The organism is Streptomyces sp. NPDC039430, from assembly GCF_055639435.1.
On sequence record NZ_JBVKAK010000034.1, the window covers coordinates 1 to 15,742 of the forward strand.

Consider the following 15,742-nt stretch of genomic DNA (forward strand, 5'->3'; position numbering starts at 1 on the left):
AGTCCGCCTGGCTGGCGCTCGTGCCCGCCCGTAGGCTGCGGCCATGACGTCCGATTCGCCGATGCCCTCCCCACCGTTCCCTTCGCCTGACAACGTTGCGCTCCGGGTGGTCGTCGGCAACGCCATCGCATCGGTCCGCAGCGGCGAAGCCTCGGTGGAGGAGGCGATCCTGCACGCCGCCGTCCACGGGTGGTACGAGGGTCACATCCAGGGCGAGGACGAGTGCCCCGGCTGCCACTTCCGAGGTGGGCTGAGGAGAAGAACGGCAACCGCAATTGACCACAGCCGAACCGCCGAGGAGCGCCACCGATTCGTCGGTGGCGCTCCTCGGCGGTTGATCCCTCGCCGGGAGTGTCATGATTATTAGACACTCCCCGCCCAGTCCTGGCCCCCCCTCAGCATCACCCCCGACCACCTGGCAAAGGCATGCGCGCTGCTCGCCTGTCTTGAACAGCCCAAAGTGGTCTCCATCCCGCCGAGCCGCCGCCATGCGGGCCTACACCGTTCCAGACGGGAACGGCACAGGCCCGAAGTGATGGCGAATCGCCTTCTCAAATGATTCGGCTGGGTTGCCGTGATCAGACGGTGCTGCCGGTCAGCGCCACAGTTTCGGGATTCCCGGGGTAGCCGACGACCTGCTCGGTGGCGTCCCACTTGCCGTCGGCATGGCGCAGGGTGTGCTTGATCTTTCCGTCGGAGGTAACGACCGCTGCCTGGAACTCGCCGTTGACCGCGGTGGCGTCGACGCCGACGATGGTGTCGCGGCCGAGTTCGTCGCCGAGGTCGCCGAAACCACTCCAGGCGCCGTCTGCTGTACGGACTGCGTGCTTTTTGTTGCCATCAACGGCGGTGAGCACGATCTGGAGGTTGCCTGCGACGCTGGCGAAGGACATGCCGTTGACCTTGGCGGTGAGTCCCGTCTCCAGACCGCTGACGGAGCCCCAGTGGTCGCTCCAGGTTCCGTCGGATTCACGGATGCCGTGGTAGGCCTTGCCGTCGGCGGCGACGCCGACCTGCGTCTGGCCGCCGGATGTGTGTGCGACGGTGACCTGGGTGGCATTGCCCAGCACGCCGAGCTTGGCGCTGACGTCACCCCACTTCGTCCAAACCTCGCTGGGGTCCTGGGTGGCGTGGTAGACGCGCCCGCCGGCCAAGCCGACCAGGGCGAGGCCGGTGCCGGTGGAGGTGACCGCCACCCGGGTGAGGCCGGACCTGTCGCCGAGTTCGGCGGTCAGGTCGCGGAAGGCTTCCCAGCCGCCGGTGGAGCGTCGGTTGGCCTGGTAGAGGTGCCCGTTGCCGCCGACGGCGAAGACGTAGTTCTTGCCCTTGATGGCGGCATCGGCGGCGAACTCGATGTCCTGGATGGGACCGGCGGCGTTCTGCACGTTGCCGAAGCCGGTCCAGTCGCCGTTGCTGTTACGCATGGCGTGGTACAGGCCTGTGGTGGTCTTGGTGAGCATCTGGAGGTTCCAGACGTTCAGGGTGGAGGCGGTGTTCTCCGTGATCCAGGGCCGGATGTCGTCCACCCGGCTGGCGGTTGCGCCGGTGCGGGTCTCGTCTGACCCAAGGCAGCCTCCCTGCCACGACGTACTGGCGATCGCGGCGAGTTCGGGGCGGCCGTCCGTCTCCCGGAAGACGGGCGCGCCGGTGTCACCCTTGCAGATGGGGGTGCCGTCGATGCCCACGGTGGTGGCCTCGACCGCTCCCACCATGAAGGTTCCTGTGTGGAGGCTGTCGGGAACCCAGGTGTCCTTGGTCCGGCCATACCCGGCGCCCTTCAGGGCTTCGCCTGCGGCGGGCGCTGCCGTCGCGGGGTGCAGGAAAGTGAGGCCGTAGACCGGGGCAGCGAGTTTGGCCAGCACCAAGTCACGGTCGGTCCGGGGGATAAGCTGTGTGATCTCCCGGACCTGACCTGTGGTTGTGGTGAGATCGGTGCGGCCGATGGTCGCGGTGGACTTGAGCTTCGGCGCTCCTGCTACGAGCGACGTGGCTTGAGCCGGGTCGTCGACGAAGCAGCTGGCAGCAGTGATCATCCACTGGTTGTTGATGAGCGTGCCAGAACAGGCACGCACTCCGCCAATATCAATCTTTGCGGTGAAGGTGCTTGCGCCGCTAGTGGCGGCGTCTCCATCCAAAGCTTGCGCTGGGAGACCGGTGAGCGTGCCAGCGGAGATGGCTGCGGTGAGCAACACGGCAGCCCACGCCGAACGTGAACGCATGCCAGGCATGTTTGTCCTACCTTTCTTTATGTGGGTCCGAGCTAGTCATTCGTAAGATCGGCGGGCCCAGGGGCCCTGGCTATGGCCGGCATGGTGCGGCCGCTGGATGGCTCAAGGAACTTGGCCGCCCAGGACCCCGCGACGACTCGACCGCTAATTTTGAGACGCGACGCAATCGCTTCGTAGGACAACGTCGGCGAGGTCGTCTGCTGGGTTTGTGTACGACGAGCTGACGGAGGTGGCTGTGCCCCAGATCTGGGCCTGAGTGGACATCAGCAAGGAGCATCAGTCGGACGCGCCCCCGTCGAACACGGCTTCGTCCACCTCAAGAACTGGCGCACACTCACCAAACTCCGCACCGACCTCGCCCGCGCCACCCAGCTCCTGCGCGCACTGCTCGTCCTGACGAACCTCGAAGTCCGCGGCTGACAGCCGACAGATGGCCTTCAGCGCAGACTGCCGCCCACGACCAGCAAGAGCACCCCGGCTGAACCTCACGGAAGAGATGCTGACCAGCGACTTTCAAGATGACGCACCCTCACTGAATCAGCTCAATGTGCGGATGATCTAGGGATGTTGGGCAGACATGGAGTTGCAGGTCGTAGCCTCGGGCGAGGTCAATCATGGTGAAGTTCGCCGGAGGAGTACCGGGGAGGAGCGGCGTGGGGTTGGCCTGGTCCTCTTCGGGGGCCCAGCTCTCGGTGGCGTCGTCCCATTCGGTGGTGGCGATCGTCAGCAGCGGGATCGCCTCGGTGCTGCATGCGGAGCAGATTCGGGGTATGGGATCGGTGAGGCCCCAACGGGTCCAGCCACCGGCCTTCCAGCCGGGGGAGATGGACAACATGTCCATGTAGAGCTCCTCCGGGGCGACCTCGTAGGAGCTGTCCAGCGCTGATCCGGCCGCCTGCCACCTGCTCCAGTCGCCCAGTTGGTCCTGCAGCTCCTTGCTCAGCTCCAGATAGTTGGGGTACTCGGTGACCTGCTCCGGTGTGAGCAGACACGGCTCCGGCAGATAGGTGGGGAACTGGATCGCGGGCGGCTCGGGCGGTGCGTCGAGTACGTCCGTTACGGTCGCGGCGGACCGCCAGAACAGTGCAGTCCTTGGGTGCGCCGGGTGGTCGAAGGGGCACCAGAGCACCTGAAGCAGATCGGCTTCGGACTGGCCGGGCGGGCGCAGCAGGGGGATGTCGCGTGCGTACAGCTGGGCGACGGGCAGCATGGCGATCGGGCCCTCAGGCCAAGGGCGGCCGACCATGATCTGCTTCTCGGTCGCCAGCTCCTCGGGGGTGGCCCAGGGCCCCTGAGGATCGCGGCGCCGCCGACTTGCTGATTCCGCCCGGTTACGACGCCACAGCCGTACGTCCTCCGGCGAGAGGGCCGCGTTCACCCGATCCCACTCGTGCTGTCCTTCGCAGTGCGGCCACGGCTCGTCGGCGGGCCACAGCAACGGCCCGCCGACGGAGCTGTCGTGCGGTGATGGCGACCCGGGGCGGGGATGCAGCCGAGTCGCCGTGCGTGCCAGGGGGGCCAGTTGAGGGAAGAGCGCGGTGACGTCGAACGGCCGCGGCGGGGTGGTGCGACTCATACTGGCTCCCGTAGGCACGAACTGGCTGAGATCAGTTTCCGAGGTTGAGCAGCCCAGTGTTTTCCTGGGTGTTGGGGACGTAGACGTTGGGGAACAGCTGCGCCATCGTTCCGTTCGCCCGTTCGATGTTAGCGCTCATCGTTACTCCCACCGGAATCGTGCTGGTGGCATCCCGGAAGACGGGCGTCACCTGGTAGAAGATCGCGTCGTTCGGCCCGAAGGAGTCCAATGCCACCGTCCTCTGAGCCTCGAACTCGTAGGTCCGCATGCTGGGCGTACCGGTGTTCATCCCCACCTGCCAGCAGGGGACGAGGTTGTTCTGCCCGCCGTCCCGAATCCTGCCCGGTCCGCCGAGAATGTTCGCGATCAGGTGACACCGGGCCTGCCCGACTATGGGCGGGTTCGCTTGGGCGAACAGCTGCGCGTCCTGCCAGCCGGTGATGTCTCCTGTGGCTTCTTTGCCCTTGCCGAGCGTCTTCCCCAGGCAGGCCTGCGCCATGGTCGGCCGGGTGCCGGCCGGACCGGGCGGGTTGGTGGTCTTGTTGACGTGGGCGACCGGTTCGGTGGTGTTCTTGATCCACCCGTCGCCGGAGGGAAGCGCACCAGTCGGCCAACTCGCCAGGCAGGAGGCCTGCGGGACAGCGGCTGGCGTCGTGAACTCCACCTTGAACTGCTCGGCGTCGATCACCCGCTGGTTCTCGAAGCCCTCGGTGAGCTTCCCGTCAGCGAACTGCTTTTCGGCGGCCGGGACATGGGCACGCACACAGGGCGCGGCGGGATCCAGATCCCGACTGTCGCCAAGGATGTAGGTGTCCCATCCACCGCTGCTGGCATTGGGGATCACCTCGACGCACCGAGCGCCGTCGATTCCTCCCTCCTTGGCCTCGGCAAAGGGGAATTCGCCACAGGTATCGGTCTCGACGAGGTCCGTATTGGCCTGGAAGGGCTCCGTACCCGCGCTTCCGCACGTGCGTCCCGTACGGTCGGCCGTTCCGCTCTTCTCTCTTGTCAGAGGCCTGTTCCGCCCCCAGCCGTCCATGAGGTTCTGCTGCGCCCACTGATAGGCGGCCACCGCGCCACCCGGATCCGAGCCCTGTACGTTCATCGGCACGACGGCCATGACCGTGGGGATGACGCAGCCCGGCGACGGGGTGCCCGTGGCATCCCGGACGGCGTCGTCACAGCGGATCTTGCGGGGGTTGTCCCACGAGGCGTTCGGATCGACGGCCGTGGCACCCGGGGAGGTCACGTACATCTTGTACGAGGTGGTGAACTCCACGCCGGTGTTGGCAGCGGGGGTCGAGGAGTAGGCGACGGAGCCGCTGACGGACTGGCCCATGGTCAGGTCACCGCCGTACCAGGGCGCGGTCTTCGTCGTCGTGCAGCCGGTCGTGCAGGAGGCGCGGAACTTGGCGTTGAGGGCGGTGACATCGCCGCTCGCACTCGTCATTTTCACGGTGATCTGCTCGTTCCAGGCTGTGCCCTTCGCGGGAAGGGTCGCGCTGGTCGAGACCTGCAGGGTGCCGCGTCCGATCTCCTTGCCGTTGCTGTCGCGCAGGATGTAGAGGACGTTCACCCCCGTCACGCAGTACTCGAAGCGCTTGTAGGTGTAGGCGCCGGGGTTGGTGATGTCGCAGCTGCCGGTGTCGGCGGCCGCGACTGCGGCACGGCTCTGCTGTGGTGTCGCGGTGGCAGGGCTCGTACTCACGCACGCCTCGGCGGCGCCTGCCTGGAGTTCCTTCGAGCCTGCCTGCGTGGGCTCACAGTGCTCCCCGGACTCCGCCCGAAACGCGGCGGTCTCGGTGAGGGGCGCGGTGGTCGGCAGGTCCGCCGAGTCGAGCCTGCCCACCCGCTGCGGCTTCTCTTCGGCCCCCTGCTGCGCCGGGCTCATGCCGGTCGTGGTGAGCCCCAGCGTCACCACGGTCAGCAGGGCCAGTACAGTCGACCGGGCACGTCTTCGTCCGGGCCATCCAGGTCGTATCGCATGCATGATCGTCATACCTCTCCTTTTGGCGTGGGTGCCCCGATGGCTTCGGGTAAGGGGCAATGGGGACCGGCACAGCAGTGCCCTCGGACAGCGGAAAACTGCCGGACATCCAGGAGAGCACCTGGCGTTCGCCTCCGTGTCCGGCAGATCGAACGTCGTCCCGTCCACAGCCACCAGCCGCAGCCACCGAAACCAGGCACCCGCAGCCTCGGGGACGGCCCCACCGGCAGGCACACCCTGGGCAAACAACGACTTCAGCGCTTCCGGCCCCAGCCGCAGCCGCGCACACCCGATCGCTCCGCTTGTGGGAACCTTTCACCCCTTGGCCCAGCAGCGCTCGTGCTCCAGACCCTGCGTGAGAAGACGCCCGACCTCCTCGTAATCCCTGCCCCGAAAACAGGCACATGGCCAACACGAAATGCATTACCACCCGCGCCGAGAGGAGCCGCTGACGCTGCTCGGAACGCCTGCACTCCGCCACCACCCCGTCCACCAAAGCAGGCGGAAACGCACGCGTTAACACTCCGAGAGCGATGCGATCAGAGAAACGTTCACTCGACGGCCGGGGTGTACAAGGTCAGTTGGTGCGCAGGCGGCGGTTGTCGGGGGCACCGCTGATGCTGGTGCAGAGGGGCCAGTTGTTGTCGGAGCCGATCAGCTTGTTCCAGCTGTCGAACGGTGTTCACGGGACCGCAGCGCGACGGACATGTGGGCACTAACCAGGTGTTACCTGGTGGTCCTGATCTCTACAAGCATGTAGTCGCGCCCCTGCTCGTCCGCGCTCTCGCCCACGCCGGTCCAGGTGTTCTTGCTGATGTCGAAGGTCTTCTCCTCGGTGCCGACGGTCATGTCGACCTGCGTGGTGTAGTCGTTGCCCCTTATCGCGTGGACCGAGGGGATCTCCAGGGTCAGCCAGCCGGAGTTGCCGACCACTTTGAAGCAGATCTTCTCCGTGTGCTCGCGGGCCATGACCTCGAGAAAGCCGGTGCCGCTTGCGCAGTCGACCAGCGTGATGTGACCGTCACCGCGCTTGAGCAAGATGCTCCGCTCCGCCAGGATTTTGTCGGCCTGCGGGTAGTTGAAGTCCTCGATAGCGTAGCCGGGAGCCTCATCGGCGACGGGGATGACGGCCTCGGCCTTGGCGCCGGCCCCGGTGGGGACGCCACCCACCAGCGTGATCCACGCCAGGGCACCGGCGGCGGCCGCGGTACCGAGAGTGCCTGCTACGAATCTTTTCCGCTGCGGCTTTTCCGCATTCGCGGTACGCGCCTTCATCACAATCCTTAGAGTCGTCGGTTCCGGTCGATCGGCCGGGACGTGGTTGAAGAGGGCTTGAAGCCGACCGGAATGCAAATAGAACCCTCTCCCCCTTCAAGCGCGGGCCTGACCTTTCGACGGTTTCCCTTTTCAGTGTGGCGCACTGAGAGAAAAATTCGCCCTCGCTCTGGAAGCACCTCGTCTTCACCATGGAATCTTGCATTTTGATCTTTGTCTACTTTGCGAACCCTCTCATAACAGGAGAAATTCTAGGCCTGGTTGTGATCTCAGACACTCCTCAGGAAGGTTGTACACCATACGTGAAGAATGCGTGAAGATCTTCCGGCCACCTTTTCTGAAGTAATTGGACAACTCGCCACGGGCTATGTCGCGCTGTGATGTTTCTTCTTGCCGTACTGATTGATGCTTGTTTGAAAGGGTGTTGGTATCGTCTCGATTCAATGTGCGGGCAGCACATGTGCTTTGTTCGTGCACAGGTGGCAGCCCAGGCCTGCCGGAGCCTGCCGCATGAGTGCTCACTGAGCTGTCTCACGGGCACCTACTCAGGAGGAGAACATCCCTTATGCAGACAATGTTTTGGAGTCGGCGCCGTCTCCTCGGAGCCCTCGCCACCGTCACGGCTGCCGCTGCCGCCCCTGTGGCGCTGGCGCCCATGGCCCGCGCTGTCACCACGAACGGCGAAGCGACCGATCCGCTCGCCCTGCCGGACACCGAACGGGCGAAGGCGGTCAAGGCATGGATGACGGGGGGAAAGGCCACCAAGGCAGCGGCGGCCGACGCCCTTTACGGCACCGATACCGAGGTCCAAACCTTCCTCGCCGAGACATTGCCGAGGGTGACGTTGGAAGACAACCGCGTCGCCATCTCCACCGCCCTCGCCCATGCCGGCAAGGGCATACGCCGCGAAGCGTCCGCTGCCCTCGACAACGGTGACAGCTCCATCGCCTCCTTCCTCAAGGAGGGATTCAGGCCCGCTCTCCTGGAAGACCTGCGCGTGGCGACCTCCACCGTGTCGTCCACCGGCGGCAAGGCGGTCCAGCGGGAGGCCTCCTCCGCCCTGGACGCAGACACACAGCAGGCGCTGGAGAGCTTCCTGACCGAAGGTCAGTACACCGCTCGCCTCGAGGATGCCAGGGTCCAGGTCTCCACCATGCTGTTCAACGGCGGGTCCGAGGTGCGCAAGTACTCGGACCGTGCCCTGAGTGGCACGGCGTCGGACGTCCAGTGGTTCCTCGACACCGGCCAGCACATCGCCCGTGCCCGCGACCAGGAGGCGGCGACCATCGAGGAACTCGTCGCGGTCGTCGAGCGGGAGGGCAAGCGCGCGCAGGCCGAGACCGACCTGGCCGTCGAGAGCTCCGAGCGGGCCCAGGCCGCCGCCCAGGAGGCCAAGGCAGCGGCGGAGAAGGCCGCGGCCGAGGCAGCGGCCGCCAAGGAGGACGTGCAGAAGTCCGCGGCCGCCGCCGGCAAGGCGGCAAGCGCGGCCAAGGGCGCGGCCAATGCCGCCCGCAACGCCATCAACGCCTCCAACGCCGCGGTGGCCGCCTCCCGCCGGGCTTCCTGGGCGGCCACCGCTGCCTCTCAGGCCGCGTCGACCGCCGGCGCCGCCGCGTCCCGCGCCTACTACGCCGCTATCGCAGCCTCCAAGGATGCCTCGCAGACCGAGGCGGCCAAGAACGCCGCCATGGTCGCCCGCAACTCCGCCGCGAAGGCCCGCTCTGCAGCCAAGGCCGCTGACTATGCGGCGACCGCCTCCGCACAGGCCGCCAGCGCCGGTTCCTCGGCTGCCTCCGCCGCCCGCAACGCCGCTGCCGCCGCCAGCGCCTCTGCGCAGGCCGCGGCCTCGGCCGGTATCGCCCAGTCGCAGGCCGCAGAGGCCAAGCGCCAGGCCGACATCGCGACGGCCGCCGCCAACCGCGCCACCAACGCCGCCTCTACCGCCCAGGCCCTCGCCACCACGGCGGCCTCCGCTGCGAGCACCGCGCGAGACGCCGCCAACTCTGCCGCCGACCACGCGGAGAGGGCGGCCGACGCTGCCGACGAGGCCGTGAAGTACGCGGGCCAGGCCATCGACTACGCGAACAAGTCCACCGCCCATGCCGCCGAGGCGGTGAAGGCGGCCAACACCGCGACCGAGGCCGTGGAGAACGCCCTCGCGGTGGAGCAGACAGCGCGGGAGGCCGAGCTGGCCCGGCTGCGGGAGGACAAGCTGCAGGCAATGGACGAGGCCCGGCTGCTGTCCCAGTTCGAGGCGGAGGAGCGGGCTGCGTACGAGAACAAGCGCACCCAGGAGGCACAGACCGAACAGGCCATCAAGGACCTGGTCAGCCAAGCCGAGCAGGCGTTGTGGAAGGATGGCGACCTAGCACTCGCAGCCATGCTGGGCCGCAAGGCGGCCACCGGTCTACTCGGGGCCAAGGGCGCGTGGACGCGGGAGGCGGCCCAGTTCACGCTGGCCGGCAGCGACGATGACGTACTCTCCTGGGTCGACCTGGACCGGGCCATCGCCCAGCACCAGGACGACCGGGAAACCGTTCTTTACATCGCCCAGATATCCAGCCCCGCCATCGCGGAGGCGGCACAGGCTGCTCTGGAGAGCTCCGATTCCGTGGCAGTGGGCGACTTCATCACCTCCGGGGTGATCCGGGCCTCACAGGACGACAACCGCGTGCAGATCGCTCGCATCCTCACTCAGAAGCCTGGCAAAGCCGTTACCAAGGCGGCCAACGACGCTCTCGACGCGAACACCCCGGAGGCCCTTCAGGACTTTTTCGACCGCGCCTACCCCGCAGCGGTACGGGAGGACGACGCTGTCACCACCTCGACTTCGGTCGCCACCGGAGGCGAGTACACCAAGGCGTACGCGGAGGTCGCCCTGGAGGGACCGACGTGGATGCGCAGGAACTTCGTCGTGGTCGTGCAGTACACGGCGGCACAGCTCGACCACGACTCCGCCACCCATATCGCCGCGATCCGCGGGGCGATCGCGGCCGCGGCCAAGATCGCCCACACCGCGCAGAAGAACGCGGCGCTGGCGTCGAAGGCGGCGGCGGACGCCCACCAGGCCGCCGCAGAGGCGCAAAAGTGGGCAGACAAGGCGTTGGACTCGGCACAGCAGGCCGACGACTACGCCGCACAGGCACGGCAGAATGCCGATGCCGCGGACCAGTCCGCTGCGGACGCCCAGGCTTCGGCGAACCAGGCGAAGACGGCGGCGGCAACCGCCCGCGGAGCTGCCCGGTCAGCGAACTACTCGGCGAACAGAGCCATCGACGCCGCCCGCTCGGCTTTGAACTCCTCCTACAGTGCCCAGGCGTCCGCAGCCAGTGCTCGCCAGTCCGCGCTCGCCGCCGGCCAGGACGCGAACGCGGCGGCGGCTGCGGCCAGCGAGGCCCGTTCCATCGCCACCCAGATGCGCCAGGCCGAGATCGCGCAGGCCGCACGCGAGGCCGCCGAGAAGGCGAAGCAGGACCGAGAGAACGGACGCGACCCGGCCGACAGCAAGACCCACGACCAGGTCAACCCCAACGGCAGCAACGGCGACAACGACAAGTGGTGGAACGACGCCCAGTTCTACGCCGATGCCTTCAGCTACATCAGCATCGGAACGGGGTTCGTCGCTGTCGGCCTCGGCCTGGCCGCTCTCGCGTTCCCGCCCTTGGCCGCCGGCGCGGCGGTTTTCGGTGCCATCTCGTTCGGCGCTGCCGCGCTGAGCAGCGTGTTCACCGGCATCGAACACGGCTTCTCCAGCGGCGAGTTCTACGATTCCGCCATCGGCACCGCACTGAACGTCTTCACCCGCGGCCAGTCGAAGTGGTTGGTCCCGGCCGCTAAGAAAGTGATCTCCCCGGTGGTCAACAAGGTCGCGGAGGAAGGCAAGGAACTCGTGTCCTCGATCACCAGCGGATTGTCATCGATCTTCTGACCGCCGACTCAGCCGACCTTGCCACCACGGCCCAGGCCTCGTCTGCCAGGGCCGTTGAATCGCCCGTCGGCCGACCCCACGCGTCCGGACGGGCGATTCGGCGATCCGGGCGGATGACACGGATCGTCGTTCGGAAGTCAGAGTTGATGTGTCAGCGCGCTGACGTACGCCAGGGCGTCCTCTCAAGCTACCGACTCGGGACCGCACCGGTGTTCGCCCACCCATCCCGCGACGAGTGATTTCTCCCTACCCGAACTCACTGGCCCGGCAGGATAATGGTCTTACGCTGGGAAGTTGGCGCAGTAGTCGCTGTGGCAGCATACGGAACGCGACCCCGGGGAAAGGGTCAAAGCGGCTCACAAGGCAAGGGGTTCGGTGTGAACGCGGGTGGGGAGCGGAGCGGTTCGTCAGTGCCTGACGAGGAGTGGGAGCGGTTTCTCCAGGATTCGATGACCGGTGTGGCGGGCGCTCCCAAAGAACCGTCGGCGCGGGCCCGGATCGTGGCGAAGCGGCTGCGAGGAGAGTCTGCGGGCGCGGAGGGCTGGCGGACGTACTCGCCAGCCCGGCCCAGTCGGAGGAAGGGCTGGTACGCGGTCGGACTGCTGGCTTCGGTGGCACTGCTGGTTGTGGCGCTGGATCCGGGGCGAGTGGTCGGGTGGTTCGGCGACGACGACCGGACCGAGACGCCGCTCGCCGTGGAGTCGGAGCGCCCGAACCAGGCACCTCCTGTGGAGAGTGTCCGACGGCCCACGCTCGGTGAGCCGTTCAGGGGCTCACCTGCGGCTCGCTGGTCGAGCGGCACGGATGGGATTATGGTGCCGGAGGCCAGAGCGACGGGCTGGATGAGTCGGGCGCAGGTGGGGCGGGCACTGGAGCAGACCCGGGACTTCCTCGCTGCGGCAAGTCTGGATCCGGGGGTGCTGCGAGGCGGGCACCCCGGAAAGGCGATCGCGCTGATCAACCCTCACCAACAAGACGTCCGAACCTTCCTGAAGACGGCGTTCCGCGCGCCGAGCGAGCAGAACGACCCGCTGCTGCTTTTCAGCCGGTTCAACACCTCGCACGCGCGTCTCATCGGGGACGTGGTCAAGACCCGGGGCCGGATCACGTACCGGGAGGGCGAGCGCGGCGCGCTCCAGGTGACCAGCGACGTCACGTACGTGTACCCGGTCGCGCCGGCAGCGGGCGGCGACGAGGTCGTCCGCACGATCGTGCGGCGCGAAGTGGTGCTGAGCTGGGACGACCCCTCGAAGGTGATCACCAAGCCGGGAACCCTCTCCCTCGTCTCGTACAAGGTTGACATGACCAACGGGGGCTGCGACAACTCCACCGGTTACCTCACTCCTCCGTTCGGCACGGAAGAGTCGGGAACGGGCGCGGGTCCCGAGGTCGACCCGTACGACCGCAGCACCTCGGTGAGCGAGCGGACTACGACCTCGGACGAAGGATGCCGCACTGCGACGCGGTCGTAAGGCATCTTCTGGGCAGTCCGGTCGCCGCACTCGACCCCTCTGGCTTCGCGAACACGAAGGGCGGCCCAGGAAATGGAGCCGTCCTTCGGGCGAACAGAGCCGGCGGCGAGCGGATGCTGCTGTTGCATCCGCTGCAATGCCGCTCGCTACTCCAGGTAGATGCCGGCGAAGACTCCGTCGAAGCCGAGCGCGATCAGGCCCTGCTCAACACTCAGGTAGGCCCCCGGGAGGGCGATCAGGGCGTCGAAGTCGGCGCGGCTGATCTCGGGTTCGAGCCATTGATTGCTGCAGCGGCAGCAGACCCAGACGTTTCGACCGTGGTTGATGAGCAGCCAGTCGCGCCGGGCACGGCAGTCCGTGCACATCACCGGGATCTCGCGAAGGACCAGTTCACGCGGGTGGCTGAGGCAGCGCGTCGCGCCGAGGCCGCTGGGAGGCTGCGTCTCGTACTCGAGTTGCAGCAGGGGATCGGTGCTGGCGGGGAGGACGGGAAGCACGGGTGTCGGCTCTGCGGGGTGGTCGGTGGTTCTGAGCACGAGCGTCATCTCCCAGTCGAGGTCCTTCTGTTTCCATCCGTAACAGCCGGTGGAACGCGTTGTCCAGGGGTTTCTCGGAGTCCGGCGGGCCGGTTGACCAGCCTGCCGGACTCTCGTCAGCGGCGCGGTGGGCGGTTTCGTGGGTCGGAGACGGTGAGACGAGTTGCTGCCGTGGGCGCCGTCCGGTTGTTGGTGCGATTGGTCGAGGTCTTGGGCTGGCTGGTCCCGGCCTGTGGGCGGCGGGTCGCTTTGCCCGGGTGAGCGGGGAGCTGGGCGAGACGGCGCAGTCGCCAGACCAGGACGTCGTTCACGTCCTCGGCGGTGTCGAGTTCTCGCATGTCGATGGCCTGTTGGAGAAGGGTCTTGGGGTCATGGCCTGCTTGCTCGGCCTGGGCAAGTGTGGCGGTCAGGGCATCGGTCTTCGTGGACGAGCTGTCTTCTCCCATCGCCGCTTCGGGCAGTGCTGCGCGGATGGTGGCCTGGTGGGTGCGACGTTCGGCTTCTGGTAGGGCGCGACCTTGGTCGTGCAGCACCTGCATGGGCGTGGCAGCGGCCTGGCGGAAGGCGGCTCGCAGATGCTCGGCGGTCTGTCGGGAGGCGTGGGCCTGCTGAGCATGACCACGAGCGGAATGCCAGCGGGCGGCGGCGAGCGTGACCAGGACCAGGGTGGAGAGGAGCATGGCGGTGGTGCCACCGTCCTCGCCACGGCCGAGGGCGCTGCCGGCCTGGATGATGCCCCGGGCCGCCGAGCGGATCGCCCGGGTCTCGGCACGCTCCGCTCGCACGTGGCTGCGGGTGGCACGCTCGAAGGCGCGCGCGGCGAGCACCCAGTTCGGCGCGGGTGGAGGCCGCGGAGGTCTGTGTCACCGCGTCCAAGAGTTCGCCGATCCCTACCAGTTGGGCTGCGGCTTCGTCGTCGTCGCAGTTGAGCATGATGGCGGCGTGCTCGGCGATGCTGGTGGCGTTGCGTCGCTCCCGGGCGGGCGGGGACCAGTCCGGTCGGCCGCTGGTGGCCGCCGGGTGCATCGTCTGGTCAGCGGTTCCGTCGACCAGGTGGCGGCGGATCTTGGGGAGTGAGAGGTCGGGGGCCAACTTGGAGCCGGGGTACCAGATCGGTGTGCCCTCGCGGTTGCGGTCGCCGGGAAGTGCGACGTTGTAGCCGATGGCGTCGCCGGACGGGGCGTTTCGGATCTTCACACGGAGGCCCGCCTCGCGGAGCCTGGTGAAGAACTCCTCTTCGGTGGCCGCCCCGGCGAGGGCTTGGCGGACGGCTTCGTGGAGAGTCTCACAAGGAGCCTCGGGCCGCCCGGTTCGCTCGGCTTTGAAACGCTCTGCGCTGGTGGGGGACTTGGCTCCAGTGCCGTCGCCGGGCCTGAGCCGGTGCAGGTCCATCTCCTTCTCAATGCGACGGCACTCGGCCTGGGCCTTCTTGAAGTCGTAGTTCATCCTCGGACGGCGCAGGTCGCCTCGGACCATAGTGGCCACGATGTGGATGTGGTCCTCCGCGTGCCGCACGGCGACCCAGCGGCATCCATCAGGGTCGCCTTCAGGGGCGAGGTTGACGGCGTGGACCAGGCGGCGGGCGACGGTGTTCCATTCGGCGTCGGTCAGGTTTCGGTCGCCGGGGTCGGTGCGGACCGAGCAGTGCCAGACGTGCTGGGCAGGTGCCGTGGTGCCGGCCTGCTTGACCCGCAGGTCCAGTGCTGCGGAGAGGCGGGCGAGGGTGACCTTGGGTTCGGGGTCGGGGCTGGTGTCGCGTCCGGGGTCCGGGGCGAAGCCGTCCCAGCTCCCGACGAGATGGGCGTCGATGTGCTCGTCGCGTTTGCCGGGGCCGTACAGGTAGACGAGCAAGCCGTGGGTTCGTGAGCCGCGTCGGATCTTGGGGACCATCAGAGTCGCTTCTTCACCAACGCGTCGGCCGTGTCGTCGATGCGGGCCAGGAGCCGGGTCAGGGTCGTGAGGGCGTGGTCGAGTTCGCCGGGGCGGGGCTGTCCTCCTGCGTTGTAAACGTAGGCGATCTGGTTGATGTTGTTGCCGACCCGGGAGAGCGCTGTACGCAGGGCGGCCAACTCGTCTATTGCGGTGCCGAGTTGTTCGTTTATGTGCAAGGTGGTGGAACCGCGGGCGGCGGAGAGGCTGGCAGCGGCAAGGAATCGGGCGACGGTGATGCCGCGCTGCGCTGCGGCGGCGACGATCTCGGCCTTCTCGGTGTCGGAGAAGCGGGTGGTCGTCTTGCGGGTGCGCTCGCTCGGGTTGCGGCTTCGGCGGCGCGGCTTGCGGTCGGGGAAGGCGGGCGTGCTCGGGCTGGGCTGCTCGCGGTGGTCGTAGCAGTCTGCTTCTCCCCTCGCAACCGGCGCCCCCTGGTGCCGGGCGTCCGGTTGGTCCCCGTGCGCCCTCTCTCGGGGACCAACCGGACTTCCTCCGCCCTCCTGGGCGGAGGCAAGTGCGTACGACGGGCCGTAGGACCGTCGTACGCGACAACTTGCTCCGCCAGGAGCCGTCGTGGGGTCACGCTGCTGTCCGGACGTGGTGACCTCCGGATCGTTGGCAGTCACCGGCTTGTCTCCGGATCCTGCTGCCGCAGTTCGCGGACGAGTTCCTCGATCCAGTCCATGGCCAGGACAGAGTGGTGCAGGGTCCAGGGTCGACTGTCCCAGGTTCGTTGCACGGTCCAGGTGTTGTCGGGGCCGGATTGCGCGCGGTGCAGGTGGCCGCGCTGGTGGAGGACGGTCAGCCAGGA

10 protein-coding genes and 1 pseudogene are annotated in these 15,742 nt (G+C 67.5%); 2 read left to right on the plus strand and 9 right to left on the minus strand.

Annotated elements, in window-relative coordinates; genetic code table 11:
• Nucleotides 1-578 precede the first annotated feature (578 nt).
• The 5 genes from ACZ7LS_RS36665 to ACZ7LS_RS36685 form a co-directional block, all read right to left on the minus strand.
• Nucleotides 579-2,228, minus strand: a complete 1,650-nt coding sequence (locus ACZ7LS_RS36665) for a trypsin-like serine protease (RefSeq protein ID WP_385137322.1) — start codon at nt 2,226-2,228, stop codon at nt 579-581.
• Nucleotides 2,229-2,757: 529 nt separating this feature from the next.
• On the minus strand, nt 2,758-3,804 hold the full coding sequence (locus tag ACZ7LS_RS36670) for a hypothetical protein (RefSeq protein ID WP_385137324.1): 1,047 nt from the start codon (nt 3,802-3,804) through the stop codon (nt 2,758-2,760).
• A gap of 31 nt (nt 3,805-3,835) precedes the next feature.
• Nucleotides 3,836-5,653, minus strand: coding sequence for a DNA/RNA non-specific endonuclease (locus tag ACZ7LS_RS36675; protein WP_385137338.1), 1,818 nt, complete (start codon nt 5,651-5,653; stop codon nt 3,836-3,838).
• Complete coding sequence (locus tag ACZ7LS_RS36680) at nt 5,565-6,314, minus strand: transposase domain-containing protein (RefSeq protein ID WP_385137326.1); 750 nt, start codon at nt 6,312-6,314, stop codon at nt 5,565-5,567. Before ACZ7LS_RS36680 ends, ACZ7LS_RS36675 begins: the two co-directional genes overlap by 89 nt.
• Before the next feature lie 203 nt (nt 6,315-6,517).
• Nucleotides 6,518-7,066: a hypothetical protein gene (locus ACZ7LS_RS36685; protein WP_385137328.1), complete on the minus strand. Its 549-nt coding sequence runs from the start codon at nt 7,064-7,066 to the stop codon at nt 6,518-6,520.
• A gap of 655 nt (nt 7,067-7,721) precedes the next feature.
• Here ACZ7LS_RS36685 and ACZ7LS_RS36690 point away from each other — a divergent pair.
• Nucleotides 7,722-10,994: an ALF repeat-containing protein gene (locus tag ACZ7LS_RS36690; protein ID WP_385137330.1), complete on the plus strand. Its 3,273-nt coding sequence runs from the start codon at nt 7,722-7,724 to the stop codon at nt 10,992-10,994.
• Nucleotides 10,995-11,371: 377 nt separating this feature from the next.
• Nucleotides 11,372-12,466 (plus strand): hypothetical protein, encoded by a 1,095-nt coding sequence (locus tag ACZ7LS_RS36695; RefSeq protein ID WP_385137331.1) that lies wholly within the window; start codon nt 11,372-11,374, stop codon nt 12,464-12,466.
• Nucleotides 12,467-12,612: 146 nt separating this feature from the next.
• On the opposite strand, the gene ACZ7LS_RS36700 is transcribed toward ACZ7LS_RS36695, so the two are convergent.
• The 4 genes and pseudogenes from ACZ7LS_RS36700 to ACZ7LS_RS36715 all read right to left on the minus strand — a co-directional run.
• Nucleotides 12,613-13,011 carry a hypothetical protein gene (locus tag ACZ7LS_RS36700; RefSeq protein WP_385137333.1) on the minus strand — a complete coding sequence of 133 codons (399 nt, stop codon included), beginning with the start codon at nt 13,009-13,011 and terminating at the stop codon, nt 12,613-12,615.
• A gap of 107 nt (nt 13,012-13,118) precedes the next feature.
• A pseudogene (locus tag ACZ7LS_RS36705) lies at nt 13,119-14,892 on the minus strand (relaxase/mobilization nuclease domain-containing protein).
• Nucleotides 14,892-15,557, minus strand: coding sequence for a MobC family plasmid mobilization relaxosome protein (locus ACZ7LS_RS36710; protein ID WP_385137335.1), 666 nt, complete (start codon nt 15,555-15,557; stop codon nt 14,892-14,894). Before ACZ7LS_RS36710 ends, ACZ7LS_RS36705 begins: the two are co-directional and overlap by 1 nt.
• The coding region (locus tag ACZ7LS_RS36715) for a hypothetical protein (protein ID WP_385137336.1) at nt 15,554-15,742 on the minus strand (189 nt) is incomplete at its 5' end. The genes ACZ7LS_RS36715 and ACZ7LS_RS36710, both read right to left, overlap by 4 nt.

Excerpts from the sequence above, each read along its gene's own strand:
- ACZ7LS_RS36665 (WP_385137322.1), bottom strand. The coding sequence starts at position 2,228 with ATGCCTGGCATGCGTTCACGTTCGGCGTGGGCTGCCGTGTTGCTCACC.
- ACZ7LS_RS36670 (WP_385137324.1), bottom strand. The coding sequence starts at position 3,804 with ATGAGTCGCACCACCCCGCCGCGGCCGTTCGACGTCACCGCGCTCTTC.
- ACZ7LS_RS36685 (WP_385137328.1), bottom strand. The coding sequence starts at position 7,066 with ATGAAGGCGCGTACCGCGAATGCGGAAAAGCCGCAGCGGAAAAGATTC.
- ACZ7LS_RS36690 (WP_385137330.1), top strand. The coding sequence starts at position 7,722 with ATGGCCCGCGCTGTCACCACGAACGGCGAAGCGACCGATCCGCTCGCC.
- ACZ7LS_RS36700 (WP_385137333.1), bottom strand. The coding sequence starts at position 13,011 with ATGACGCTCGTGCTCAGAACCACCGACCACCCCGCAGAGCCGACACCC.